The sequence below is a fragment of the Marinobacter salinexigens genome (assembly GCF_008370345.1).
Lineage (GTDB): Bacteria > Pseudomonadota > Gammaproteobacteria > Pseudomonadales > Oleiphilaceae > Marinobacter > Marinobacter salinexigens.
In genome coordinates this window covers 517,406-541,678 of the sequence record NZ_VTUU01000001.1, presented here as the reverse complement: position 1 = coordinate 541,678, position 24,273 = coordinate 517,406, and the positions used below count along the sequence as shown (strand labels likewise).

Genomic DNA, 24,273 nt, shown 5'->3' with positions numbered 1-24,273 from the left:
CGGGCAGCCCATGACCGAATCCAGCGATCACGACTACTCGAAGCAGACCTCCTGGCGAAGACTCATCGTTTTCAGCCTGATCTTCATAGCGATGACAGCCATTGGCGTCTACACCGTCTATGACCGTTTTGCCGGCCGCAGCTTCTCCTTCGACACTCAGCTGCTCAACCCGACAACACTGATTCTCGCCACCGCCCTGCTGCTGGTCTATTTCCTGTCGGATGGCCTGCGCCTGCACTACACACTCAGGGCACTCGGGCACAAACTTCCTTTTGCGGTGCTTTTCCGGCTGGTCTTCATTAACCTGTTTTTTTCCAATGTAACGCCCATGGCCACAGGTGGGGGCTTCGCTCAGGTCTGGTACCTCCATCAGCATGGCGTATCCATGGGCCGAGCCACCGCAGCCACTACGATTCGCACCGTTCTGGCGGTGGTGTTTATTTTCTCCCTGACACCGATTTTCCTGCTGACTCTGAATGCCCTCGAAGGCAGAACCATTGCAGGCAATGTGGGTGTCGCGCTGGCCATATTCATTGCCCTGTATCTCAGTTTCTTCGCGGTTGTGCTTTTCCGCACCCGATGGCTGATCGGCCCTGTTAGCCGCCTGTTTTCCGGACTCAGGTGCCTGAACCTGATTAACGAATCCCGACACAGGCACTGGCAGTTCCGGGTCCGGCGGGAAATGCTGCGTTTTGCCCACAGCTTCGGCGATTACCTGCGTGGAAGGCCATTATTCATTGGTCTGTCAGTGCTGTTTACTGCCGTATTCCTGCTCAGCCTGTTCAGCTTTCCTGCACTGCTGATGCTCGGCCTTGGTTACCAGGTGGATTACCTCGCCTCAGTGGGTCTGTTGGTGATCACCACCTTCATCATGTATTTCTCGCCCACACCGGGCGCATCCGGCATTTCAGAAGGGGTGTTCGGGAGTTTTTTCCGGGATATTCTGTCCGGTAATCATCTGGTGCTGGTCACGATCGTGTGGCGTGCACTGACTATCTACCTGGGCATGATCATCGGATTGATTGTGCTGCAAAGGGAACTGATCAAGAACCGAAGGAACCCGCAATGACCCGCCGCAATCCGCTCAAGTGGCTGTTCTATCTGAGCCTTTCCATTGTGGTTCTGCTGGTGGGCTACAAAACCTACCTGAACCTTTTCATGGAAGATTTTCAGGGTCTTCACACCCTTGAGGTCGAGCGGATTCAGTCAGCCGTCAGCGAGGACGCCCCCTTCAGCTTCGCGGTAGTGGGCAACATCAACAACTCGGTGGGTATCTTTGAGGGCCGGATTATCCCTGAGCTGAATGCATCGGATCTGGCGTTCATGGTTTCCGCCGGCAATGCGGTCAGTGGTGGCGGCGAAGACAAATACCGGGCGCTGTATGGCAGCCTCGGGCACCTGCACATTCCCTACCTGCTCACCTTTGGCGCCCATGAATACGACGACTTCGGCAGTTTTCGTTTCTACGATCATTTCGGGCCGCACTTTTACAGTATCCGGGCGGGCAGCAGCCGCCTGATTTTCCTCGACAGTACGGGCAAGACCCCATGGCAGTGGCAGATTCGCTGGCTGGATGACCTGCTGACCCAGGACGACTCCAAAGCAAGAATTCTGTTTATCGGGCACCCTCCCCTCACATCGGAGGATGCGCCGTTCGACCGCAAGAATGACTATCTCCAGCCGTCCGACTTCAGAACAGCACTGATGCAACAGGTCAAACAACACGGCATTGATCTGGTGTTCTCCGCCAACCTATCCACCTACGAAGACGAACTCGTAGGCGATACCCGTTTCATTACGACCGGCGGAGCGGGCGGGCTCGTGCTCAACAACGAAACCAGTTTTTATCATTATGTGCGGGTTGATGTGAGCCCTGACGGGGAGATCGGCTACAGTCTGAAGCGCCTGGAAGTGGGTCAGCACCCTGTTCTGAAACAACTGGAGAGCCTGTGGTTCTTCGTTTATTCCCTGCTTTACTCTGGCTACCTGAACTTCATCATTATCCTGGCGGTGTTTGTTGCCCTGACCATCAAACTCTACAGCGTGATTTTTGTCGGCAAGGACTACTATCCAGACTACGATCTGGACGCTGCTCCCTGGCTGGACAGGCCGATCCGGGTCGCCATGTTCACCAATAATTACCTGCCTTTTATTGGCGGCGTTCCGATTTCCATTGAGCGCCTGCGCAGAGGGCTTGAAGCATTGGGGGACAAACTGCTTATCGTAGCGCCACGCTACCGGGACCAGCCGCCTCATGAAGATGGCGTACTGCGGGTGCCTTCGCTTCTTGCACTGGGAGAAAAGCGCGAATTCCGACTCGCCAACATTTTCCTGGCCAGGATCCGGCGCGGAGTCCGGGCCTTCCGGCCCGATATTATTCACATCCATCATCCGTTCTGGCTCGGATCGCTGGGGCTGTTCATGGCCCGGATTCTGGGTATTCCTGCCGTCTACACTTATCACACGCGGCTGGAACACTATGCCCACTTTGTGCCCCTCCCCGGCATGCTGTTCCGCAACCTGATTTCCCATGCGCTGATCAAGCGGTTCGCCAACCGGTGTGACGGCGTGATCGTTCCGACCTACTCCACGGAGGAGTACCTGAGAATGATTGGCGTCAAAACACCCACCTTCGTGCAGCCAACCGGCATTGAGTACCAACGGTTTCAGGACGTCAGCACACAAGACGTGAACAAACTTCGGGAGAAACTGGGACTGAGGGACGACAAGGTATTTGTGAGCGTGTCCCGGCTATCGAACGAGAAGAATATCGACTTCATGATCGAAGCCATCGATACCCTGCGAAGCCAGACCCGAGTGCCTTTCCGGTTCCTGATGATCGGCGACGGCCATCAACGGGATCGCCTGCAGACGAAGATTGAGGAACGGGAGTTGACTCAGCACTTCACACTGGTCGGCGCCGTTCCGCCGGAAGAGATGGCCACCTGGTATCGTCTTGGAGATGCCTTCCTGTTTGCCTCCAAGTCCGAAACCCAGGGTATGGTGATTCTGGAAGCCATGGCAGCCGGCCTTCCCGTTGTCGCGGTGCGATCCAGTGGCATTGAAGATGTTGTGCGCCAGGGATTCAACGGATTCAAAACACCGGAAAAGCAGGACAAGTGGCTGGAACAGGTACAGAAGCTCCTTGAAGACGACGATCTGCGCCAGACGCTTTCAAAGCAGGCTCTGGAATTCGCCGCGGATTTCTCTGTGGAACAGTTCGCCCGGGATATCCGCGAAATCTACGGGACTACATTGGCACTGGTGGACAAAAAACGAACCCGGCTCTGGAGCAATACCTGACATTCACAGTCCGGGCATGATCGGTTTACACTGAATGCCCGTATCATCCTTCACATATCAATCAGACCGTTTTCATCACGGAGACTTCATGTGAGCGATATTCCCGTTGGCATCAGTACCTGTCTGTTGGGAGAAGAGGTTCGCCACGACGGTGGCCACAAGCATTCCCGTTTCTGCACCCAGGTTCTTGCCAGACACTTTGACTTCCGCCCCGTTTGTCCGGAAATGGCCGCAGGACTTGGCGTGCCCAGGCCAGCCATCCATCTCCGGGAGTATCCGGACGGAATACGTTTAATCGAATCAAAAGGCAGCACCGATCACACCAGAGCTATGCAGGCGGTGATCGAGAAGATCATGCCTACGCTGATGGATCTCCGTGGCTATATCCTGATGGCCAAATCACCGAGCTGTGGAATGGAGCGGATAAAAATCCACAATCCGGACGGGCAAGTCATTCGACGAGACGGGCAAGGTCTGTTTGCCGAGGCTTTGATGCGGACCTATCCGCTGATGCCTGTGGAAGAAGAAGGACGCCTCAACGACGACCAGTTAAGGGAGAACTTCATTGAGCGGGTTTTCGCCTACGATGACTGGATGCAGAACGTAGCCGGCGCCCAACTCACTCCCCAGGCACTGATTGAATTCCACACCCGCCACAAATTCCAGCTACTGGCTCATAGCGAGAAGATCTACCGGCGGCTTGGCCCCATGCTGGGCGACCTTAAATCGGAACCGCTGGAGAGCATCGCAGACAAGTATATTCATCTGTTCATGGACGCCATGAGCCAGAAAGTCAGCCGTGGCTCACATATGAACGCGATGCAGCATCTGATGGGTTATTTGCGGGATTCCATGGGCGACGAGGATCGCAAGGTGCTGCTGGAGCAGATGGAAGCTTACCGACGGGGCGAGGTACCGCTGGTGGTTCCCATGACGCTGCTGCGGATGGCGCAGCGCCGGGAACCGGTGGACTATCTGCACGTTCAGAAGTACCTGACGCCCTATCCGGATGAATTGGGCCTCAGGAACAACGTCTGATCAGAATCCGTAAAGCAGGGACAGGGACAGTTCCTTATCAGTGCTTTCGGAGCCGGCGGGGGGATCAGACACATGCTTCACCCGGTAGGCGGCTTTCATGGACAGGTTGCCAACGACGTTTGCCTGCAGCGCGGTTTCCGATTCGGTGATGGTATTGTTCTCATCCAGACCCACTTCGGTACTCAGTTTCTGGCGAAACAGAGCGTTATCGGACAAGGCATAATCGAACTGCCCCGCCAGCCGCGCAATGGCTTCCTTCTCGGTGTCTTCACCTTCTGCGTTGACCATATCCAGCTTGTTATAGCGATAACCGGCACCGGCCGAGAGGTCCAGAAACGAGCGGTCACCGGATTGCCAGACCCGGTTACCATAACCGGTGGTCACTGAAGACTCGAAGTCGTACCCGGAAAAGCGATCATCCTCGTAAGCGCCGCGCAAAAACCAGTACTGGCGCTCGTCGAATTTGTAGTCCGTTTCCGCAGAGGCCCGATACTCCTCTGCGGTAGTTTCATTTTCAGTTTCGGAGTACTTGGAACTCAATTCCCCGGTACTCCGCCACTTCTCGACTTCATGGGCCAGACCCAAGCGGCCATTTACGATGGTCTCATCGGTGTTGCCCGAGGAGATCAGCACTCCCAGTTCAGCCTCACCTTTCCAGTTGTCCCCCGTTTCAGCGTGCGCCAGAGGCGCTGCTGCGATGGCGGCCACAATGACGGAATGTCTGATACGCATAAAGTCTCCTTTCGGTTTTGTCAGGCGTTATCCGTTGTACGAGTCTTTTCGCCCGCCAGACTTTTCTGTGCCTGACGCTCACGTTCGGCCTTCTTCAATGCCTTGCGCTCGGCGATGATGCGAGCGGCCTCACCACCCACGTGTTCCTCACCGCGTTCCCGGGCCAGACGAATCTGGCGCTCGCGCTCCGCAAACCGGGCTTTCTGCTCTTCGGTCAGGGAATCAATGCACTGGTGACAGCTGACACCCTGCTCATATTCCGGCCGTTCCTTGTCTTCTTCGGTAATCGGCCGACGGCAGGCGTGGCACTGGTCGTATTCGCCACGCTCAAGGTCGTGATTAACAGTAACCCTGTCATCAAATACGAAGCACTCTCCGTGCCAGAGGCTTTGTTCTTTGGGGACATCTTCCAGATATTTGAGAATCCCACCCTTGAGATGGTAAACCTCTTCAAAACCCTGCTCTTTCAGATAGGCAGTGGACTTCTCACAGCGGATACCACCGGTGCAGAACATGGCGACCTTCTTGTGTTTGGCCGGGTCCAGGTTCTGTTTCACGTAGTCCGGGAACTCACGGAAGGTGTCCGTCGCAGGATTTACAGCGTTCTGAAAGGTACCAATCTCTACTTCGTACTGGTTACGGGTGTCCACCAGAACCACGTCAGGATCGGAAATCAGGTCGTTCCACTCTTTCGGTTCGACATAGGTACCCACAATCCGTTTCGGGTCGATACCTTCAACACCCATGGTAACAATCTCTTTCTTGAGCTTCACTTTGGTGCGTTTGAAGGGCTGGATGTCCACAAACGACTCTTTGTAGTCGATGCCGTTGAAACGGTCGTCACTGCCAATCCAGGCTTTGACCGCATCAATGGCTTCACGGCTGCCAGCAACAGTGCCATTAATGCCTTCCCGAGCCAGCAGCAAGGTGCCATGCACGTCTTTCTGAAGCATCAGATCCAGCAGCGGCTGGCGAAGGGATTCGTAATCGTTCAGGACTGCGAATTTATACATCGCGCAGACCACGACATTATTCGTGTTACTCATAACATTCTCCTGCGAGCCGGATCGTAAATCCGGAGCATGATTGGGGATAGACTATCTCTGGAAGGTCATCAGGTGCGGATCAGGCACCCGGGCCAGAGTGGGCGCAAATTTTAACCAACTCTGGGCCGGGTGCAAGTGCGGGTTGCCCGAAAGACGGGCCACCCCGAGGATTACTGCGCGGAGCCCGCCAGTTCCCGCTCAACAACCGCAGACAACTGGCCCCATCCCGGACGGGTGAGCTGAATGTTGTCCACCAGCACGGTCGGTGTGCTCATCACTTTCATCTGCACGGCAATCTGGCGGCTCTGTTCAATGGCTTCACGATGCAGTTCGGTGGTCATACAGCGGCGGAAACGGGGTTCCTGCAACCCAAGATCACCAGCATAGCGGCTGAATGTGGCCACTGGGTCATTCGAACCACTCCAGTCGCTCTGGGCATCGAAGAGCTTTTCGTGCATTTCCCAGTAGGCCTCCTGGTCACCGGCACATCGAGCTGCCTGCGCCGCAGGCATGGCATTCTGGTGCTGCTGTAACGGCAGTTCGAAATAGATGAAGCGCACCTTGCCCGCTTCAACGTACTGCTGCTTCAGTTTCTGGGTTGCCTCGGCAAAGCGGGCGCAGGCCGGGCACTGGTAGTCTGCAAATTCCCGAACCACAACCGGCGCGTCTTCACTACCTATCGATACACCGTACTGATCCAGTTCCGACGGGAAGGGCTTGGCGTTCGGCGCCGCAACCGGTAGCTCGCCGGATGTTGGCTCAGGTGTCGCCGTCAGAAACGACAGCCCAAAGACCACCGCGGCCACCACCAGCACACCAATACCGATCAACAGGGGCTTTTTTGAACCCGTTTTTCTGGGCGCCGGCGCTCCGGTTTCCTTCCTGCGTTTAGCTTCACCCATTCACAATCTCCTTACTGTCTCGATTTGGTCTTTCGGATTGCTAAGATCCTTTATACCCGGCATAAGTTCCAACAAAATAAGGAAAATTCATTGCGTTGACCAGCCATGAGAGCAGTTCCCATCGCACAGTTCTGTATCCAAGGCCCAATTTCGCTACAAAAACGAACATAACGCCCTGCTCAAAGCACAACTATACTGTCGGGAAGGACAGGAGGCTGTATGTTTAAAAGGATGACCGGAAGTGTTTTTTCCCCACAGTGGGTTCTTACTGCAGCCCTTTTCTGTGCTCAGGTGCAGCCTGCCAACGCCAATGACCACTCAACATATCGCTTCTGTGAGGTGGCGTGGCCGCCTTACACGATGGGCAAGGCCGGTCACTCGCCAACCGAAGGTATCGCTGTGGCTCTGTTCAGAGAGCTGGAATACAGGACAGGGTTTACGTTCGAGTTGATGCTGGCGCCCTGGAAGCGTTGCCTCCACTGGGCGAAAGTCGGGGAATTTGACGGCGTCATGCTGCTTACTCACAACCTGGAGCGAGCCCAGTATCTGGTTTTCCCTGATCCAGTGCATCGTGCAGCGAAACTGATCTGGTCTCGCCGGAACGGGGAGTTAGATCGGTCATTCGCTTCCTTCGAGGATTTCCAGGGGTTGCGCATCGGCACCGTCTCCGGAGTCAACTATGGCAAAGCGTTCGATGATGCGGTAGAGAATCACCACCTGACTATCGACACAGGCCCGGACCTTATCAGCAATCTGAAGCGACTGGATCTGGGGCGCGTTGATATCGTGGTGGCCACCCAGCTGACCGGCGAGTACGCACTGAAAGACCATCCTGACCTGCGGGCAAGACTTGAATATGCAGCCGGCCCGTTTACAACCGACCCCATCTTTATCGGGCTATCAGCTGTTTCCCCCGTCATCGAACGATACGGTGAACTGAACGCCGCCATCGCCGCAATGCGCGAGGACGGCACCCTGGAAAAAATCTTTGAACCTCAGTGGCCGCTTGACCCACCATAACACTGGGCCAACTGTTGCCGTAACTGTGCGATTTCCTTTCGCATGATTTCGACCTCATCGAGAAGGTCCAAAGACATCGCCAACCCGGCCAGGTTGATGTTCAGATCCCTCTGTAGCCGCAGAGCTTTCTGCAGCCTCGCCAATGCTGACACATCGAATTCCCACTGGAGTTCGGGGGTACCCTCAGCAGGAGCAATAGGTTCAACAATGCCGTAGCTCACCATTTTAATCACCAGCTCCGCATGGCAGCCGCCCCGTTCACAGACTTCGCGGAGCGTATATCGGGCTCCGGAATCCACCAGATCAACGGTCAGTATGTTCATTGTCCTGCTCATCCCCTGCCTCCGTTATACATGCAGCTTGCTTCGCGGATTGAAGTTCTTTTCGGCCTCAGCCAGCTGCTCATAAAGCTTTTCGGCTTCAGGTGTATGCTGTTCGGGCATCACCACCTGCAGCACCACGATCTGATCGCCAGGGTGCTGGCCCGGAAAGCCCTTACCTTTGAGCCTGAGCTTGCGGCCGCTGGATGACCCCTTCGGCACTTTCAGGTTCACTTTCGAGCCAACCGTAGGGACTGTAACCGAGGCACCCAACGCCGCTTCCCAGGGCGCTATAGGGACGGTGACGAGAATATCCCGTCCTTCCACGGCGAAGGTCGGATGTGGCGCCAATTCTATCTCCAGCAACAAGTCACCGGAATCACCTCCCCCTGCACCGGGAGAACCCTGCCCTTTCAGCCGCAAATGCTGTCCCTCACGCATGCCGGCCGGGATTTTCACCTTCAGGGTTTTCTGTCGGGGCACCGCGTGACCATGAGCATCGGACTCATACACGGTAAAGGAAACCTGCTTTTCACAGCCCTGGAACACTTCTTCGAGGAACAGGGCCAGGCGGGCATGAACATCTTCTCCCCGCATGCGCATACTCTGACGGAATCCGCCACCAGAGTAGCCACGCTGATGGCCACCACCAAAGATTTCCTCAAAGAAATCACTGAACTGGCGGGCATCGGCTTCGGTATATCCGCCACCACCAAAGCCCGACGCACTCTTCCAGCCTGGCGGCGGTTCAAAGGAACCATCAGGACGGGCACCGTACTTTCTCAACTGATCGTATTCAGCTCGCTTCTCCGGGTCTTTCAGCACTTCATAGGCCTCACCGACATCCTTGAATTTCTCGTCGGCGTTTTCCTCTTTACTGACATCCGGATGATACTTTCGGGCCTGCTTCCGGTAGGCCTTCTTGATCTCCTCGGGAGAGGCAGACTCGCTCACACCGAGCACGGCGTAATAGTCCTTGAAGTCCATTGCGATCCTCACATGAATGAGAGACGGGTATCTGACTATCTATAATTGACCCGCAACCGGAAATTGCAACATACGCATTTTCAGAACCACTGTGCGTCTGACGCTTCGGTCATTATCATTCCCGCCCTTTACCCAGTAAAATGGTGCTCTCCGGACGACCCGGCACCATATTCAACCGTTTCCCAGATGAATCATCAGCGATGAGCCAAGCGATTTCTGCCGACCCAGGGTCATCCACGGCCCGACTCATGCAGTTGCTGTCTGCAGCGGGTGCACCTGCAAGCGGGGACAACCTGCCCTGTTTCGGGGAACGCCTGAGCCGGTTGTTCGGGCTGGGAGATACCATGAGCCTGGATTCCGCCCAGGCCTTCCGCTCCCGACAGCCGGGCGTGCCACAGGCCGGAACGCTGGAGCTTTTGGTGCGGGAACTGGCGAACACCCGCAGGGCATTGGCCAAAAGAACCAGAACTTATGGCAGCGATATTGAAGCCGGGGATGACACCAGCTCCGAGCCTTACATCAACGCCCTGCTGGCCAGCCAACGCAAAATTGCAGCGACTACCCGCCAGTTGCGGGACAAAGTACGCAAGGCCATGCGAGATCAGGGGCAGACCCTGGCTCGACTGGCAGAAATAGACTCTGTGTTTGACCACACCATGGCCGCGTACACCGGCCAGTGCTTTGCACAAATTCCAAGGGTACTGGAACAACGCTTCCAGTCCTTGCATACATCCTTCGAGCAGGAATCCGCCTCCGGGGCCAATCCGGATAGCTGGCTCTACCGTTACTGTGAGGAAGCGCAGAATCTGTTACTCGCTGAACTGGACGTTCGGCTGGAGCCGGTACTTGGTCTTCTCGAAGCCTGTCACAATGAGGTTAGCATCACCCCATGAGTAAACTGTTTTTCACCCTTGCCTTCGCCATTGGCCTCGCCGTGGTGTGCTGGATTGGCGCCGGTTTTATCGGCTCGGACCAGCTCGCGCTGGCATTTACCGGCATTATCGGTGCGGTATTCTGTCTTGGTATTGGCGAACTGGTTGGCTTTCGCAGCACCACACTGAAGCTGTCCGACCGACTGGATCAGGCGCCCACCTCCGAAGATCAGCTCAACAACTGGCTGGACGGCCTGCCAGAGCCCATCCAGTTCGCCGTGCAACGCCGACTGGAAGGTCATGGCGCCGCATTACCCGGGCCGCAACTGACTCCCTACCTCACAGGCCTTCTGGTGATGCTCGGCTTGCTGGGTACCTTTGCCGGCATGATTGTTACCCTCAGCGGGGCGGCTTCTGCACTGGATGGCAGTACTGAACTCAGCGTCATAAGGAGCTCTCTGGCCGCTCCGATCGCCGGTCTTAGCCTCGCTTTCGGCACATCCATTGCGGGTGTTGCGGCCTCTGCCATGCTGGGCCTCGCCTCAACCCTGAGCCGGCGTGATCGCTCACAGGTTTCCCGAAAGCTTGATCGCTCGCTGCGTCAGAAACTTCACCACCTGTCCGCAGACTACCAGCGCCACCAGGCTTTTTCCGCCCTGGAAAGCCAGGCCAGGGCACTGCCGGAAATGTCGTCGGCCATGGAAACCATGACCGCCAGAATGGAGCAGTTGGGCAAGCAACTGGAACAGTCGCTAACCCGAAACCAGCAGGAGTTTCATAGCACCGTTGGCACTCACTATCAGACGTTGGCGGACTCCGTTGCCCAATCACTGAAGGAAGCTCTGGACTCCAGCTCACAGCAGGCAGCAGAACGCATTGAGCCGATTGTTGGCTCCGCCATGGATAAACTCACCCGCGACGCGGAATCCCTGCACAGCCGCTGGTCCGCCACCACTGAAACCCGGCTTGGGCAGATTATCGAAGCGTTCCAGACAACCACCGCTGAAGCCGGTAATCGCTGGCAGCAGAATCTGGACGCTCAGCAGAAGGCAAGCACAGAACTTCATCAGGCCGAGAGAGAGCACAGTCAGCGCAGCCAGAAAGCGATGCTTGAGCAACTGCAGCAATGGCTGAGCGCCATGGAACACAGCATTCAGAGCCATCAGGAACAGTTCCGCGAACAGCTATCCACAGCGGGCAAACAGTTGCTGGAAACCAGCGGAATCCTGATGACCAGACAAAGCGCAGGCCTCGAAGCACTGACCAGCACCGTCAGCGAGCAGTTGTCCGTTTTGCGCGACCAGGAAGCGGCCAGGGGCGAGGCCGCAGCTGAGCGACTAGCCTCGCTGGAAGCAACGGTTACCCGACATCTGAGTGAACTGGGTACGGCACTGGAAGAGCCAATGACACGACTGATCGAAACCGCCTCCGAAACCCCGAAAGCTGCCGCGGAAGTCATCAAACAATTGCAGACGGAAATTACCCGCAACGGTGAACGGGAAAATGAACTACTCGAAGAACGGAAACGGTTGGTAGAGGAACTCGACGGTCTGCTGGAAAGCCAGCGCACCAGCGCCGACGATCAGCGCCAGGCTGTCGACAGCCTGATATCCGGGGCCAGCGAAACCCTCGCAGGCATCAGCGAGCGCTTCAGCACACTGGTCAATGAGCAAAGTCAGCAACTGGGCAGACTGGGCGAGGACATTTCCGGCAGCAGCCTGGAGGTTGGCGCCCTCAGCGAGTCCTTCGAGGTAGCTGTTGAGCAGTTCATTCGGTCCAACGCCCAGCTGCAGGAAAGTCTTGCAGAAATTCAAAAGGCTCTGGATAGCGCCACTACACGTCATGACGAACAGTTGGCTTATTACGTCGCTCAGGCTCGGGAGGTGATCGATCTCAGCGTCAGTTCCCAGAAAGATGTGATTGATGCTGTAGTAGCACTGCACTCATCCGGTCCCGCGTCCAGTGAGGCGAACTGATGGAGGAACTTCATGACGGCGAGCAGCAGTCGACGCCGGTCTGGGCCATCTTCTCGGATCTGATGGCGGCCCTGGTTGGCATTCTGGTTCTGATTCTGGTCTGGGTTATTGGCGTGCAACTGGAGCTGAGCCAGTCCCTGGCCGCAGAGAAAGAACGCAGACTGGCCGAAGAACAGCGTCGGATTGCCCTTGAAGAGGCACTGGAAGACCCGCTCACCAAGGGGCTGGTCACGTTCCGGGACGGGCGAATTGGTATCAGTGGGAACGTGCTGTTCCAGCTGAACTCAGATCAGCTCCAGGCGGACGGCGAAGACGTTCTGCAATCTCTGGTGGAGCCGCTCGGCACCTATCTCGAGCATCACAACGAACTGCTGATGGTCAGTGGCTTCACGGATGACCTGCCTATCCACAGCGGCAACCGCTACGGCGACAACTGGGGGCTTTCAGCCCAGCGGGCGCTCACCGTCACCCGAGCGTTGATCGACAAGGGGCTGCCTAAAGACCGGGTATTCGCCGCAGCCTTCGGCCAGAACCATCCGGTGGTTCCCAATGCGGATGCGGACTCCAGGGCCATGAATCGGCGAGTGGAAATCAGTACCGTGCCAAGGCCCGAGACGGAATCGTCCCCAACTGAATCACAACCAGAGACCGGGCCTGGCGATGACCGCTAAAACCTCACCCAGGGACGTTGCTGACCAGCAGATTGCCCAACTGCGGCAGGCCGGTGCCGATCAGGCAGACCCGGTGCGTTTTCGTTATCTGGAAGCCCTGGACCGGCGCCTGCGGGAGAGGGAACAGAAACGCGGGCTGGAGGATCGCAAAGCATGGGGCAGGCTGCTGGAAGGGCTGAAGCAGTTCGGGTCGCAACATCTGGGCACTCCAGATCAGCCAGAGCAAGGCCACCCTACCCCACAAACTTCACCGCTTACCCAACTGCTGGACCTGCTGAACAGCCAGCAACCTGAACCAGCCAGGACTTCGTCATCCCCGCTGATGGGACTGCTGGCTGATTATGGCACGGATGCATTCGACAAAGAGCAGCCAGAAGAAGCAACCACTGCAAACGCCCCCCGCCAGCTAAAAGCCATGGCACGGGTAAAAGCACGGCAGGGGGAACTATCGCTGGAACACCGGATTCAGGCGGCGATTGAGCACGCACCCGCCAATGCCGGCCCGATGAATGCACACCGTCTGGTGAGCCGCGCAATCCTCGAAATGCAGCGACTCTCCCCGGATTATCTGCGGCGCTTTGCCAGCTACGCTGACACGCTTCTGGCCCTGGAGAAGCTCAACACCAAAGGTTGAGCCTCCAGCACCAGGGTAGTGCGGTTCTCGCGGCTATTCCTTTTCGTTGACCACAATAACTTTGCGGTGCGGGAACGGAATCTCAATACCGGCTTCGTCGAGAGCCTTTTTGATCTGCTCGGGTACCGAGTACAACACAGCGAAGTAATGCTCACCCATACAGAACGGACGCACAAGGAAATCCACCGAACTGTTATTCAGAGTTTCCACCTCAACGAACGGCGCGGGATCACTCAGTACATGGGGGTGATTCGCCAGCACCGTATCGATGACCTTGCGGGCTTCATCAATACTCTCGCTGTAGGCAATCCCGAAATGCATATCCACACCACGGACTTCATGATGGGAATGGTTGGTAATCTGCTGCCCCCAGATCTGGCTGTTGGGAATGATAATCTGCTGGTTGTCGAAGGTTTGCAGAATGGTGGTGAACATGTCGATTTCCGTCACCTTGCCAAATTTTCCCGCAGCATCGATAAAGTCTCCCACTTTGTAAGGTCGGAAGATCAGCAGCATCACACCCGCAGCGAGATTCGATAGTGCACCCTGCAACGCCAGACCTACAGCCAGACCAGCCGCACCGAGCAGGGCAATAATGGACGCAGTCTGAACACCAAAGCGGTTCAGCACCGCTATGCCAACAAATGCCAGAATGGTGTAGCGCACCACGCTGCCAAAGAATTTGAACAGTGTGTCGTCAAGCTGATTATGCTTGTTGGCGATATGGACAACAGATTTGTAGGCCTTACCCGCAATCCAGATGCCGATCACGAGAATGATCAAAGCCACCAGAATGTTGGTTGCCCAATCCAGGGCAGTGGGAAGGTATTGGTTGATATCCAGTTTATCGATGAATTCCTGCATGGCCCGTAGCCTCCTTGGAACAGAAGCTATTTAAAATAGATGAACTACACGGCTCAGGCAACAAACACGAAGGGGCGGGAGAATGCCTCCGGGAGGGGCCCCGGAGGCATATTGCAGCGATTTACTTGATCTTGGGATCCAGTTCGCCGGCTGCGTAGCGCTCGAACATCTGCTCCAGGTTGATCGGTTTGATCTTGCTGGCGTTGCCGGCGGTACCAAAGGCTTCATAACGGGCGATACACACATCGGTCATCGCAGTCATGGTTTCCTTCAGGAATTTACGCGGATCGAACTCGGCAGTGTTCTGGGCCAGGAAGCGACGAACAGCACCGGTGCTGGCCAGACGCAGGTCAGTATCAATGTTGACCTTGCGCACGCCGTGCTTGATGCCCTCAACGATTTCCTCAACCGGTACACCGTAGGTTTCCGGAATCTCACCACCGTATTCGTTGATGATCTTCAGCCACTCCTGGGGTACGGAACTTGAGCCGTGCATGACCAGATGGGTATCCGGGATGCGGGCGTGAATGGCTTTGATCTGATCGATGGCCAGGATGTCACCTGTCGGCGGACGGGTGAACTTGTAGGCGCCGTGGCTGGTGCCGATGGCGATCGCCAGCGCGTCCACCTGGGTTTTCTTGACGAAGTCTGCCGCTTCTTCCGGGTCAGTCAGCATCTGGCTGTGGTCCAGGGTACCTTCGGCACCGATACCGTCTTCTTCGCCAGCCTGGCCGGTTTCGAGGGAGCCCAGGCAACCCAGTTCACCTTCAACAGACACACCGCAAGCGTGCGCCATTTCAACCGTGCGGCGGGTTACGTCGACGTTGTATTCGTAGTCGGTCGGGGTTTTGCCGTCTTCGCCCAGGGAGCCGTCCATCATGACAGAGCTGAAGCCCAGCTGGATGGAGCGCTGGCACACAGCAGGGCTGGTACCGTGATCCTGGTGCATGACCACCGGGATATGCGGAAACTCTTCAATAGCAGCCAGAATCAGGTGGCGCAGGAACGGGGCTCCGGCGTATTTACGGGCACCGGCGGAGGCCTGAACAATCACCGGAGAATCGGTTTTGTCCGCCGCTTCCATGATCGCGCGCATCTGTTCCAGGTTGTTCACGTTAAAGGCTGGCACACCGTAACCATGCTCGGCGGCGTGGTCCAGAAGTTGCCGCATCGAAATCAGGGCCATGGGTTGTCTCCTTCAGTTAGACTTTTGAGGTTGATGGTCTGTAAATAGTTACGCGCCGCGCTCTTCCAGTACAGCAACAGCGGGGAGAGTCTTGCCTTCCACGAATTCCAGGAAGGCACCACCGCCGGTGGAAATATAGGAAATCTTGTCAGCTATGCCGTATTTGTCAACGGCGGCAACGGTGTCACCGCCACCTGCCAGGGAGAACGCATCGCTTTCTGCAATAGCTTCTGCCAGGGATCTGGTGCCGTTACCGAACTGGTCAAATTCAAATACACCCACCGGCCCGTTCCACAGGATGGTTTTGGCGTTCTTGAGCAGTTCCGCAAATTGACTTGCAGTTTGCGGGCCAACGTCGAGGATCATATCGCCTTCGCTGACTTCATCGATACCCTTGGTGGTCGCAGGTGCAGTTTCGGCGAATTCAGCGGCTACGACCACATCGACCGGCAGCGGGATTTCAACACGGGAGGCGATGTCCTTGGCGGTATCGATCAGATCATGTTCGCACAATGATTTACCAACCGGGTGCCCGGCCGCGGCGAGGAATGTGTTGGCAATGCCGCCACCAACGATGATCTGGTCACAGACTTTTTCCAGGGCGTTAAGGACGTCCAGTTTGGTCGACACTTTGGAGCCACCCACAATCGCCACAACGGGCTTGGCCGGGTTGTCCAGAGCTTTACCAAGAGCATCCAGCTCGGCAGCAAGCAGCGGGCCAGCGCAGGCTTCAGGAGCGAAACGGGCAACGCCATGGGTAGATGCCTGGGCGCGGTGAGCAGTGCCGAAGGCGTCCATCACGTAGATGTCGCACAGGGCCGCATACTGCTTTGACAGCTCTTCGTTGTCTTTCTTCTCGCCTTTGTTGAAGCGGACGTTCTCGAACAGAACCACTTCGCCATCAGCGACGTCAACGCCATCCAGATAGTCCTTGATCAGGCGGACTTCCTGACCCAGCAGGCCGGACAGGTGCTCGGCAACCGGTTTCATGGAGGAGGCTTCGTCGTAAACGCCTTCTTCCGGGCGGCCCAGGTGGGACATCAGCATGACTTTGGCGCCAGCGTCTTTGGCTGCCTTGATGGTCGGCAGGGACGCACGGATACGGGCATCACTGGACACCTTCCCGTCCTTGACCGGCACGTTCAGGTCTTCACGGATCAGGACCCGCTTGCCGGCGAGGTCCAGGTCAGTCATCTTTTTGATGGCCATAATCTTGTTTCCTTGATTGATTCAGCAGATCAGTTGTCAGTCTTTTCCAGCCAGCATTGGCTGACATCCAGCATCCGGTTCGCAAATCCCCACTCGTTGTCGAACCAGCACAATACTTTCACCATGGTTTCACCGGTTACCCGGGTCTGGCCGCCATCGACCACGCCGGAGTGGGCGTCGTGGTTGAAATCGGAGCTGGCCAGGAGTTCATCGGTGTAACCCAGAATACCTTTCAAGGCACCTTTAGCAGCACCCTTGAGGACATCATTTACCTGTTCGATGGAGGTGTGCTTACGCACATTGACCACCATGTCGATCGCGGACACGTTCAGGGTTGGCACACGCATCGCGACGGAGCTGAAACGGCCTTCCATTTCCGGCAATAAGCGCTCAATGCCTCTGGCGAGCCCCGTATCTACCGGGACAATGTTATGCAAAGCACTGCGGGTTCGCCGCAGGTCCTGGTGATGGTAGGCATCGATGACCGGCTGATCATTCATCGCAGCATGGATGGTTGTGGTGCTGCCCTGCTCGACGCCAAATGCATCGTCCAGAACCTTGACCACCGGCACCAGGCAATTGGTGGTACAGGAACCGGCAGCAACGATCGCATCGCTCTCGCTCAGTTCCTGATGATTAATACCGTAGACAACGGTGCGGTCCACATCGGATTCCGCAGGCTGGGAAAACAGAAGACGACCGGCACCCGCGTCCAGATGCTTCTGCGCAGTTGCCCGGTCGTTGAATGCCCCCGTGCACTCCAGCACCAGATCCACCTCCAGCAGACGCCAGGGCAAATCGGCCGGAGCCGGGTGTCGTAAAACCCGGATGCGGTCACCGTTCACCACCAGATCATCCCCCTGGACGTCGATCTCGCCCCGGAACCGGCCGTGGGTTGAATCGTAGCGTGTCAGATGGGCGATGGTGTCGATGTCGGACAACTCATTGATCGCGACCACCTGAAGGTGGTCGCGATAGCCATTTTCATAGAGCGCCCGCAACACGCATTGGCCGATTCGGCCGTACCCGTTAATGGCGATTCGAAAAGGCTTCGGGTTGCTCATCAGGCGTCCAGCAGTTCGTCAGCCACTTCCAGGATGTTGTCGACGGTGAAGCCGAATTCCTTGAACAGCTCGCCTGCCGGTGCGGATTCACCAAAGGTGGTCATACCGATCACACGGCCATCAAGGCCAACGTACTTGTACCAGTAGTCAGCAATGCTGGCTTCAATCGCGATGCGGTTAGTGACTTCCAGCGGCAGAACCTTTTGCTTGTATTCGGCGCTCTGGGCATCAAACACATCGGTAGACGGCATGGATACCACACGAACGACCTTGCCTTTTTCACGCAGCTTGGCGGCGGCTTCCTGGGCCAGGGCCACTTCGGAGCCGGTGGCAATCAGGATCAGTTCCGGCGTGCCTTCACTGTCAGACAACACGTAGGCGCCTTTGGCAACATCCGCCAGTTGCTGCGCACTGCGAGCCTGGTGAGGCAGTCCCTGACGAGAGAACACCATAGCCGTCGGGCCGTCATTACGCTCCAGTGCTGCTTTCCAGGCCACCGCAGATTCGACGGTATCGGCCGGGCGCCAGGTGCTCATGTTCGGTGTCGTACGCAGGCTGGCCATCTGCTCAACCGGCTGGTGAGTCGGGCCGTCTTCACCCAGACCAATAGAATCGTGAGTGAATACATAGATAGCGCGCTGCTTCATCAGAGCCGCCATGCGCACCGCGTTACGGGCGTATTCCATAAAGATCAGGAAGGTAGCGCCGTAGGGCACGAAACCGCCATGCAGGGCGATACCGTTCATAATGGCCGCCATGCCGAATTCGCGTACGCCATAGTAGATGTAGTTGCCAGACGCGTCGTCTTTGGTCAGGCCTTTGCAACCACCCCAGATGGTCAGGTTGGAACCGGCGAGGTCAGCGGAACCGCCCATCAGTTCCGGCAACAACGGTCCGTAGGCGTTCAGAGTGTTCTGGGAAGCCTTACGGGAGGCAATGGTTTCACCATTGTCCTGGCATTCCTGGATGTAGGCCTGGGCTTTCTCGGCGAAGTCCGCTGGCAGATCACCGGCCATACGACGGGTGAATTCAGCAGCCAGTTCCGGCTCAGCCTTTTCATAGGCGGCGAACTTCTCTTCCCACGCCGCTTGTGCTGCCGCGCCTTTTTCACGGGCGTTCCAGGCTTCAGCGATGTCTGCAGGAATTTCGAACGGACCATGGTCCCAGCCCAGCTGTTCGCGGGTCAGGGTGATTTCGTCGTCGCCCAGCGGCGCGCCGTGGCAGCTTTCTTTACCCTGCTTGTTCGGGGAACCGAAGCCGATCACTGTTTTGCAGCAAATCAGGGTCGGTTGATCTTTGTTGGCGCGAGCCGCCTCAACGGCGGCACGGATAGCATCAGCATCGTGGCCGTCAACTGCTGGAATAACCTGCCAGCCGTAGGATTCGAAACGCTGAGGCGTGTTGTCGGTGAACCAGCCTTCCACTTCACCGTCGATGGAGATGCCGTTGTCGTCGTAGAAGAAAATCAGCTTGCCCAGGCCCAGGGTACCGGCCAGGGAACAGACTTCGTGAGAAATGCCTTCCATCAGGCAGCCGTCGCCCAGGAATGCATAGGTGTAGTGGTCAACAATGTCGTGACCGGGACGATTGAACTGAGCTGCCAGGGACTTCTCGGCAAGGGCGAAACCAACCGCATTGGCAATGCCCTGGCCCAGAGGGCCAGTGGTGGTCTCAATGCCCGGAGTGTAACCGTACTCAGGGTGGCCCGGTGTTTTGGAGTGCAACTGACGAAAGTTCTTCAGGTCGTCAATGGATACGTCGTACCCGCTCAGGTGCAGCAGGGAGTACTGCAGCATGGAACCATGACCATTGGACAGCACAAAGCGGTCACGGTTGGCCCACTGCGGGTTGGCCGGGTTGTGGCTGAGGTAATCGTTCCACAGCACCTCGGCGATATCCGCCATACCCATGGGCGCACCCGGGTGGCCGGAATTGGCTTTCTGAACCGCATCCATGCTCAGCGCGCGAATGGCGTTGGCGAGATCTTTACGGGACGACATTGACATTTCTCCAGTGGTTTTCGGCAAAAAAGAAGACTGTGCAAAAAAGAGGCGCGTATTTTCGCCGATTAGTGTGTGCCGGGGCAAATCAACCTGCCCTCTTTTGCACATTCTTTGACCGTGGATTCCCGAAACAGGCCAATTTTCAGGATTTCCAAACCTATATCAAAATTTTTTGATATGACTATTGATTGACCAGAAAATCCCTCCTACACTTCGCAACCATGACATCGATGAATGCACACGCACACGAATTGTCCTCGGTGGACGCCCTGGCTCCTATCTTCAAAGCGAGCGGCGACCCCCTGCGCCTGGAAATTCTGCGCGTACTGCGCCGGGACACCTTCGGGGTACTGGAACTGAGCCAGCTGTTCGACATGCGCCAGTCTGGCATGAGCCATCACCTGAAAGTGATGCACAAGGCCGGGCTGTTGGAACCGCAGCGGGAAGGCAATGCGATTTTCTATCGCCGCCCACTGCACTTCGACACGGAAAAGCTGACAGACCAGACCGTCAGACAGATTTTTGCAACGGTTGACCGGGTACCCTTACCGGACCACTTGCAGGAAAAGATCGAGGCCATCAGAACCCAGCGCGCCGAGCAATCCCAGGCTTTCTTTGCCCGGCACGCCGAACAGTTCCAGGAACAACAGGAACTGATCGCAGCATTTGATTTGTACGCCACCCCGGTGGCAGAGCTGCTGCGGAAGCGTTCCACCAAACAGGCCTGGCAGACCACTCTGGAAATCGGCCCAGGTGAAGGCGCCTTCCTGAAAGTGCTGTCTGAGTTATCGGCCCACGTGGTCGCTCTCGACAACAGCCGGGACATGCTGGCAAAGGCCACCCGCACCTGTATCGACGAGCGCCTGAACAATGTCGATCTGATTGAAGGTGTGACCGACACCTTACTGGCCCGGGGCGACGCATTTGATCTGGTCGTGGCCAACATGGTGCTGCACCACGTACCAAGCCCCGCGGATATTTTTCTGGATGCCGCGGCGCTAATGAATAACGGCGGCTGTTTCGTGGTCAGTGAACTGTGCAGCCATGATCAGGACTGGGCCAAGGAGAACTGCGGCGATCTGTGGCTGGGGTTCGAGCCTGAGGAACTGACCGCCTGGGCTGCTGATGCCGGCCTGGTCGCCGGAGAACAACTGTTTATAGGCCTGCGCAACGGTTTTCAGGTGCAGGTTCGCGAATTCTGGAAGACAGCTGGTCATGACTGACCGGCACACTTGAAGGGAATATCAAAAAACTTTGATATGGGTGTAAGTAGTTCTACGTATACTCACATAACATCAACAACATGGTCGCCGGCACCTGTCATTTCTGACCCCTACCGGCACGATTTTGAATCGCTCAAAGAGGAGCAAACCTATGTCTGACTACAGCATCTTCACCTCCGAGTCGGTCTCCGAAGGCCATCCGGACAAACTGGCGGACCAGATTTCTGACGCAGTCCTCGACGCCATCCTGACCGAAGACAAGCACGCCCGCGTTGCCTGCGAAACCATGGTCAAGACCGGCGTAGCCATCGTCGGCGGCGAAATCACCACCAGCGCCTGGATTGATCTGGAAGAACTCGTTCGTGGCGTTATCAAGGACATCGGTTACACCTCATCAACTGTTGGTTATGACGGCGACACCTGTGGCGTTATCAACATCATTGGCAAACAGTCTGTCGACATCGCCCAGGGCGTTGACCGCCAGAAGCCGGAAGACCAGGGCGCAGGCGATCAGGGCCTGATGTTCGGATACGCCAGCAACGAAACCGACGTACTGATGCCGGCTCCGATCACTTTCTCCCACCGCCTGGTACAGCGACAGGCTGAAGCCCGCAAGAGCGGCCTGCTGCCATGGTTGCGTCCGGATGCCAAAAGCCAGGTCACCTGCCGCTATGAAAACGGCAAGGTAACCGGCATTGATGCTGTCGTGCTTTCCACCCAGCACGACGAGGACGTCAGCCAGGCCGACCTGAAAGAAGCCGTAATGGAGCTGATTGTTAAAAATGCCCTGCCAGCTGAACTGCTGCACAAGGACACCCAGTTCCACATCAACCCGACCGGCAAGTTCGTGATTGGCGGCCCTGTGGGTGACTGTGGCCTGACCGGCCGTAAGATCATCGTAGACACCTACGGCGGCATGGCTCGCCACGGTGGTGGCGCCTTCTCCGGAAAAGACCCCTCCAAGGTTGACCGTTCTGCGGCTTACGCTGGCCGTTACGTTGCCAAAAACATCGTCGCCGCCGGCCTGGCCGACAAGTGTGAGATTCAGGTGTCCTACGCCATTGGTGTGGCACAGCCTACATCTATCTCCCTGAACACCTTCGGCACCGGCAAAATCAGCGATGACAAGATCGTGGAACTGGTCCGCAACCACTTCGATCTGCGTCCGTACGCGATCACCAACATGCTCGACCTGCTGCACCCGATGTACCGGGCCACTGCAGCCTACGGACACTTCGGCCGTGATCCGTTCGAAATGACCGTTGGCAGCGACACCTTCACCGCGTTCCCGTGGGAGAAAACCGACCGCGCCGAAGCGCTTCGGGATGCTGCTGGCATCTGAGGCTATTTGAGATTTGACGCCAGACTCCGGGAGTCTGGCCGTTTGTTTTGACCCAGCCCGCTGCCCTTGGTGGTGGCGGTGCTGAGTGATTGCCTTCGGGGACACGCTACAAGCACGTCCGTGTGCGCTTGTTTCGGGCCGTCCATGGCCCTCTACAGTCCCCGAAGGCAATCACTCACCCCCGCTCCGAACTACGGAGAGGGCTTTTGCAGAAAAGGGCTCTCGTTTTGACCAAACAGAGAGAGCCAGGCATGTGAGGCGGCGCATCCATGACGGCATGCGCCGGAGGTTTGAAAAGGTGGTGGGGCATGGCTTCCCCGGAATGTCGGAGGCCATGGATGGCCGGAGTCAAGCGCACACGGACGTGCTCGTAGCGGTTCCGGGGAAGCCATGCCCCACCACCGAAGCCACCAATAGACAGCGGCACGGGGAACAAAACTCCAATGCCGAAAAAGAGACTGACAGGAGAACACCAATGAGCACTCCGGCAGAACAACTGAACAACGTTAGCGATTACAAAGTCCGCGATATCGAACTCGCCGGCTGGGGCCGTAAGGAAATCAGTATTGCTGAAGGCGAAATGCCTGCCCTGATGGCCCTTCGCAACAAGTACAAAACCGAGCAGCCGCTGAAAGGCGCCAACATCATGGGCTGCATCCACATGACCATCCAGACAGCCGTGCTGATCGAAACACTGGTGGAACTGGGTGCAAACGTTCGCTGGTCCTCCTGCAACATCTTCTCCACCCAGGATCAGGCAGCTGCCGCCATCGCGGCCAGCGGTGTACCGGTATTTGCCTGGAAAGGTGAGACTGACGAAGAATACGAATGGTGCCTTGAGCGTACCGTGGGTGCCGACGTTGACGGCTGGACACCGAACATGATCCTGGACGACGGCGGCGACCTGACCGCCCTGCTCCACGACAAGTACCCGGAAATCCTGGCCAACTGCCACGGTGTGACCGAAGAAACCACCACCGGCGTTCACCGCCTGCAGGAAATGCTGCGCGAAGGCACGTTGAAAGTGCCGGCGATCAACGTCAACGACGCCGTCACCAAGTCAAAGAACGACAACAAATACGGCTGTCGTCACAGCCTGAACGACGCCATCAAGCGTGCCACTGACCACCTGATGGCTGGCAAGAAAGCCCTGGTTGTCGGTTACGGCGACGTAGGTAAAGGGTCCGCCGCTTCACTTCGCCAGGAAGGCATGATCGTTAAAGTGACCGAAGCGGACCCGATCTGTGCCATGCAGGCGTGTATGGACGGCTTTGAAGTGGTCTCACCCTACCTCGACGGCGTGAACACCGGCACTGAAGCAGGTGTTCACAAGGATCTGCTGGGCAATACCGACCTGCTGGTGACCACCACCGGTAACGTCAACGTCTGCGACGCTCACATGCTCAAGGCCCTCAAGAGCGGCGCGGTTGTATGCAACATCGGCCACTTCGACAATGAAATCGACACCGCCTACATGCGCAAAAACTGGGAGTGGGACGAAGTCAAACCGCAGGTGCACGTGGTTTACCGTGACAAGGCTACGAACGACCACCTGATCCTCCTCTCCGAAGGCCGTCTGGTGAACCTGGGCAATGCCACCGGGCACCCCTCCCGAATCATGGATGGTTCCTTCGCCAACCAGGTGCTGGCGCAGATGTACCTGTTCGAGCGCAAGTTCGCTGACCTGCCGGAAGACGCCCGCGCCAAGGGTGTTTACGTTCAGGTTCTGCCAAAGCAGCTGGACGAGGAAGTGGCTCGCGCGATGGTCGAAGGCTTTGGTGGTGTCATCACCAAAATGACCCCGGAACAGGCCAAATACATCGGTGTACCGGTCGAAGGACCGTACAAGCCTGAAAGCTACAAATACTGATCGGACAGAGC

At 56.9% G+C, this 24,273-nt stretch carries 21 protein-coding genes; 11 read left to right on the top strand and 10 right to left on the bottom strand.

What is annotated here, in order from left to right; genetic code table 11:
* Positions 1–10: 10 nt before the first annotated feature.
* The 3 genes from FWJ25_RS02535 (at position 11) to FWJ25_RS02525 (ending at position 4,341) form a co-directional block, all read left to right on the top strand.
* A complete protein-coding gene (locus FWJ25_RS02535; RefSeq protein WP_149598666.1) occupies positions 11–1,069 on the top strand; it encodes a lysylphosphatidylglycerol synthase transmembrane domain-containing protein in 1,059 nt (352 codons plus the stop codon).
* The gene (locus tag FWJ25_RS02530; protein WP_149598665.1) at positions 1,066–3,303 is read left to right on the top strand and encodes a glycosyltransferase; all 2,238 of its coding nucleotides are present in this window, start codon (positions 1,066–1,068) and stop codon (positions 3,301–3,303) included. Before FWJ25_RS02535 ends, FWJ25_RS02530 begins: the two co-directional genes overlap by 4 nt.
* A 90-nt stretch (positions 3,304–3,393) precedes the next feature.
* Positions 3,394–4,341 (top strand): YbgA family protein, encoded by a 948-nt coding sequence (locus FWJ25_RS02525; protein ID WP_149598664.1) that lies wholly within the window; start codon positions 3,394–3,396, stop codon positions 4,339–4,341.
* Here the strand turns inward: FWJ25_RS02525 and FWJ25_RS02520 are convergent, their stop codons facing one another.
* From FWJ25_RS02520 to FWJ25_RS02510, 3 genes are all read right to left on the bottom strand, one after another.
* Positions 4,342–5,073: a DUF481 domain-containing protein gene (locus FWJ25_RS02520; RefSeq protein WP_149598663.1), complete on the bottom strand. Its 732-nt coding sequence runs from the start codon at positions 5,071–5,073 to the stop codon at positions 4,342–4,344.
* A 20-nt stretch (positions 5,074–5,093) separates the two neighbouring features.
* Complete coding sequence (gene trhO, locus FWJ25_RS02515; RefSeq protein WP_149598662.1) at positions 5,094–6,119, bottom strand: oxygen-dependent tRNA uridine(34) hydroxylase TrhO; 1,026 nt, start codon at positions 6,117–6,119, stop codon at positions 5,094–5,096.
* A 170-nt stretch (positions 6,120–6,289) separates the two neighbouring features.
* A complete protein-coding gene (locus FWJ25_RS02510) occupies positions 6,290–7,021 on the bottom strand; it encodes a DsbA family protein (RefSeq protein ID WP_149598661.1) in 732 nt (243 codons plus the stop codon).
* Between the two features lie 219 nt (positions 7,022–7,240).
* On the opposite strand from FWJ25_RS02510, the gene FWJ25_RS02505 reads away from it, so the two are divergent.
* Positions 7,241–8,041, top strand: a complete 801-nt coding sequence (locus FWJ25_RS02505) for a substrate-binding periplasmic protein (RefSeq protein ID WP_149598660.1) — start codon at positions 7,241–7,243, stop codon at positions 8,039–8,041.
* On the opposite strand, the gene FWJ25_RS02500 is transcribed toward FWJ25_RS02505, so the two are convergent.
* Entirely contained in the window at positions 8,017–8,376 is a 360-nt protein-coding gene (locus FWJ25_RS02500) for a chaperone modulator CbpM (protein WP_149598659.1), read from the bottom strand. The genes FWJ25_RS02505 and FWJ25_RS02500 overlap by 25 nt on opposite strands.
* Positions 8,377–8,388: 12 nt before the next feature.
* Positions 8,389–9,348 (bottom strand): DnaJ C-terminal domain-containing protein, encoded by a 960-nt coding sequence (locus tag FWJ25_RS02495; protein WP_149598658.1) that lies wholly within the window; start codon positions 9,346–9,348, stop codon positions 8,389–8,391.
* 200 nt (positions 9,349–9,548) lie between these two features.
* On the opposite strand from FWJ25_RS02495, the gene FWJ25_RS02490 reads away from it, so the two are divergent.
* Genes FWJ25_RS02490 through FWJ25_RS02475 form a run of 4 tightly spaced genes read left to right on the top strand, consistent with a single transcriptional unit; the run spans position 9,549 to position 13,501 of the window.
* Positions 9,549–10,241: a DUF3348 family protein gene (locus FWJ25_RS02490; RefSeq protein WP_149598657.1), complete on the top strand. Its 693-nt coding sequence runs from the start codon at positions 9,549–9,551 to the stop codon at positions 10,239–10,241.
* Complete coding sequence (locus tag FWJ25_RS02485) at positions 10,238–12,196, top strand: DUF802 domain-containing protein (protein WP_149598656.1); 1,959 nt, start codon at positions 10,238–10,240, stop codon at positions 12,194–12,196. Before FWJ25_RS02490 ends, FWJ25_RS02485 begins: the two co-directional genes overlap by 4 nt.
* Positions 12,196–12,867, top strand: coding sequence for an OmpA family protein (locus FWJ25_RS02480; protein WP_149598655.1), 672 nt, complete (start codon positions 12,196–12,198; stop codon positions 12,865–12,867). The genes FWJ25_RS02485 and FWJ25_RS02480 overlap by 1 nt, the downstream gene beginning before the upstream one ends.
* Entirely contained in the window at positions 12,857–13,501 is a 645-nt protein-coding gene (locus FWJ25_RS02475; protein WP_149598654.1) for a DUF2894 domain-containing protein, read from the top strand. The genes FWJ25_RS02480 and FWJ25_RS02475 overlap by 11 nt, the downstream gene beginning before the upstream one ends.
* Before the next feature lie 33 nt (positions 13,502–13,534).
* Here the strand turns inward: FWJ25_RS02475 and FWJ25_RS02470 are convergent, their stop codons facing one another.
* The 5 genes from FWJ25_RS02470 to tkt all read right to left on the bottom strand — a co-directional run bounded on the left by FWJ25_RS02470 (position 13,535) and on the right by tkt (position 19,824).
* Entirely contained in the window at positions 13,535–14,365 is an 831-nt protein-coding gene (locus tag FWJ25_RS02470; protein WP_149598653.1) for a mechanosensitive ion channel family protein, read from the bottom strand.
* A gap of 121 nt (positions 14,366–14,486) precedes the next feature.
* The gene (gene fba, locus FWJ25_RS02465; protein WP_149598652.1) at positions 14,487–15,551 is read right to left on the bottom strand and encodes a class II fructose-bisphosphate aldolase; all 1,065 of its coding nucleotides are present in this window, start codon (positions 15,549–15,551) and stop codon (positions 14,487–14,489) included.
* Positions 15,552–15,599: 48 nt separating this feature from the next.
* Positions 15,600–16,760 (bottom strand): phosphoglycerate kinase, encoded by a 1,161-nt coding sequence (locus tag FWJ25_RS02460; protein WP_149598651.1) that lies wholly within the window; start codon positions 16,758–16,760, stop codon positions 15,600–15,602.
* Positions 16,761–16,789: 29 nt separating this feature from the next.
* Positions 16,790–17,824: a type I glyceraldehyde-3-phosphate dehydrogenase gene (gap, locus tag FWJ25_RS02455; RefSeq protein ID WP_149598650.1), complete on the bottom strand. Its 1,035-nt coding sequence runs from the start codon at positions 17,822–17,824 to the stop codon at positions 16,790–16,792.
* Positions 17,824–19,824 (bottom strand): transketolase, encoded by a 2,001-nt coding sequence (gene tkt / locus FWJ25_RS02450; protein ID WP_149598649.1) that lies wholly within the window; start codon positions 19,822–19,824, stop codon positions 17,824–17,826. Before tkt ends, gap begins: the two co-directional genes overlap by 1 nt.
* Positions 19,825–20,048: 224 nt before the next feature.
* Between tkt and FWJ25_RS02445 the strand changes: the two genes are divergently transcribed.
* The 3 genes from FWJ25_RS02445 (at position 20,049) to ahcY (ending at position 24,262) form a co-directional block, all read left to right on the top strand.
* Complete coding sequence (locus tag FWJ25_RS02445; RefSeq protein WP_149599053.1) at positions 20,049–21,050, top strand: metalloregulator ArsR/SmtB family transcription factor; 1,002 nt, start codon at positions 20,049–20,051, stop codon at positions 21,048–21,050.
* Between the two features lie 151 nt (positions 21,051–21,201).
* Positions 21,202–22,392: a methionine adenosyltransferase gene (gene metK, locus FWJ25_RS02440; RefSeq protein ID WP_149598648.1), complete on the top strand. Its 1,191-nt coding sequence runs from the start codon at positions 21,202–21,204 to the stop codon at positions 22,390–22,392.
* 475 nt (positions 22,393–22,867) lie between these two features.
* Positions 22,868–24,262 carry an adenosylhomocysteinase gene (gene ahcY, locus FWJ25_RS02435; protein ID WP_149598647.1) on the top strand — a complete coding sequence of 465 codons (1,395 nt, stop codon included), beginning with the start codon at positions 22,868–22,870 and terminating at the stop codon, positions 24,260–24,262.
* Positions 24,263–24,273 lie beyond the last annotated feature (11 nt).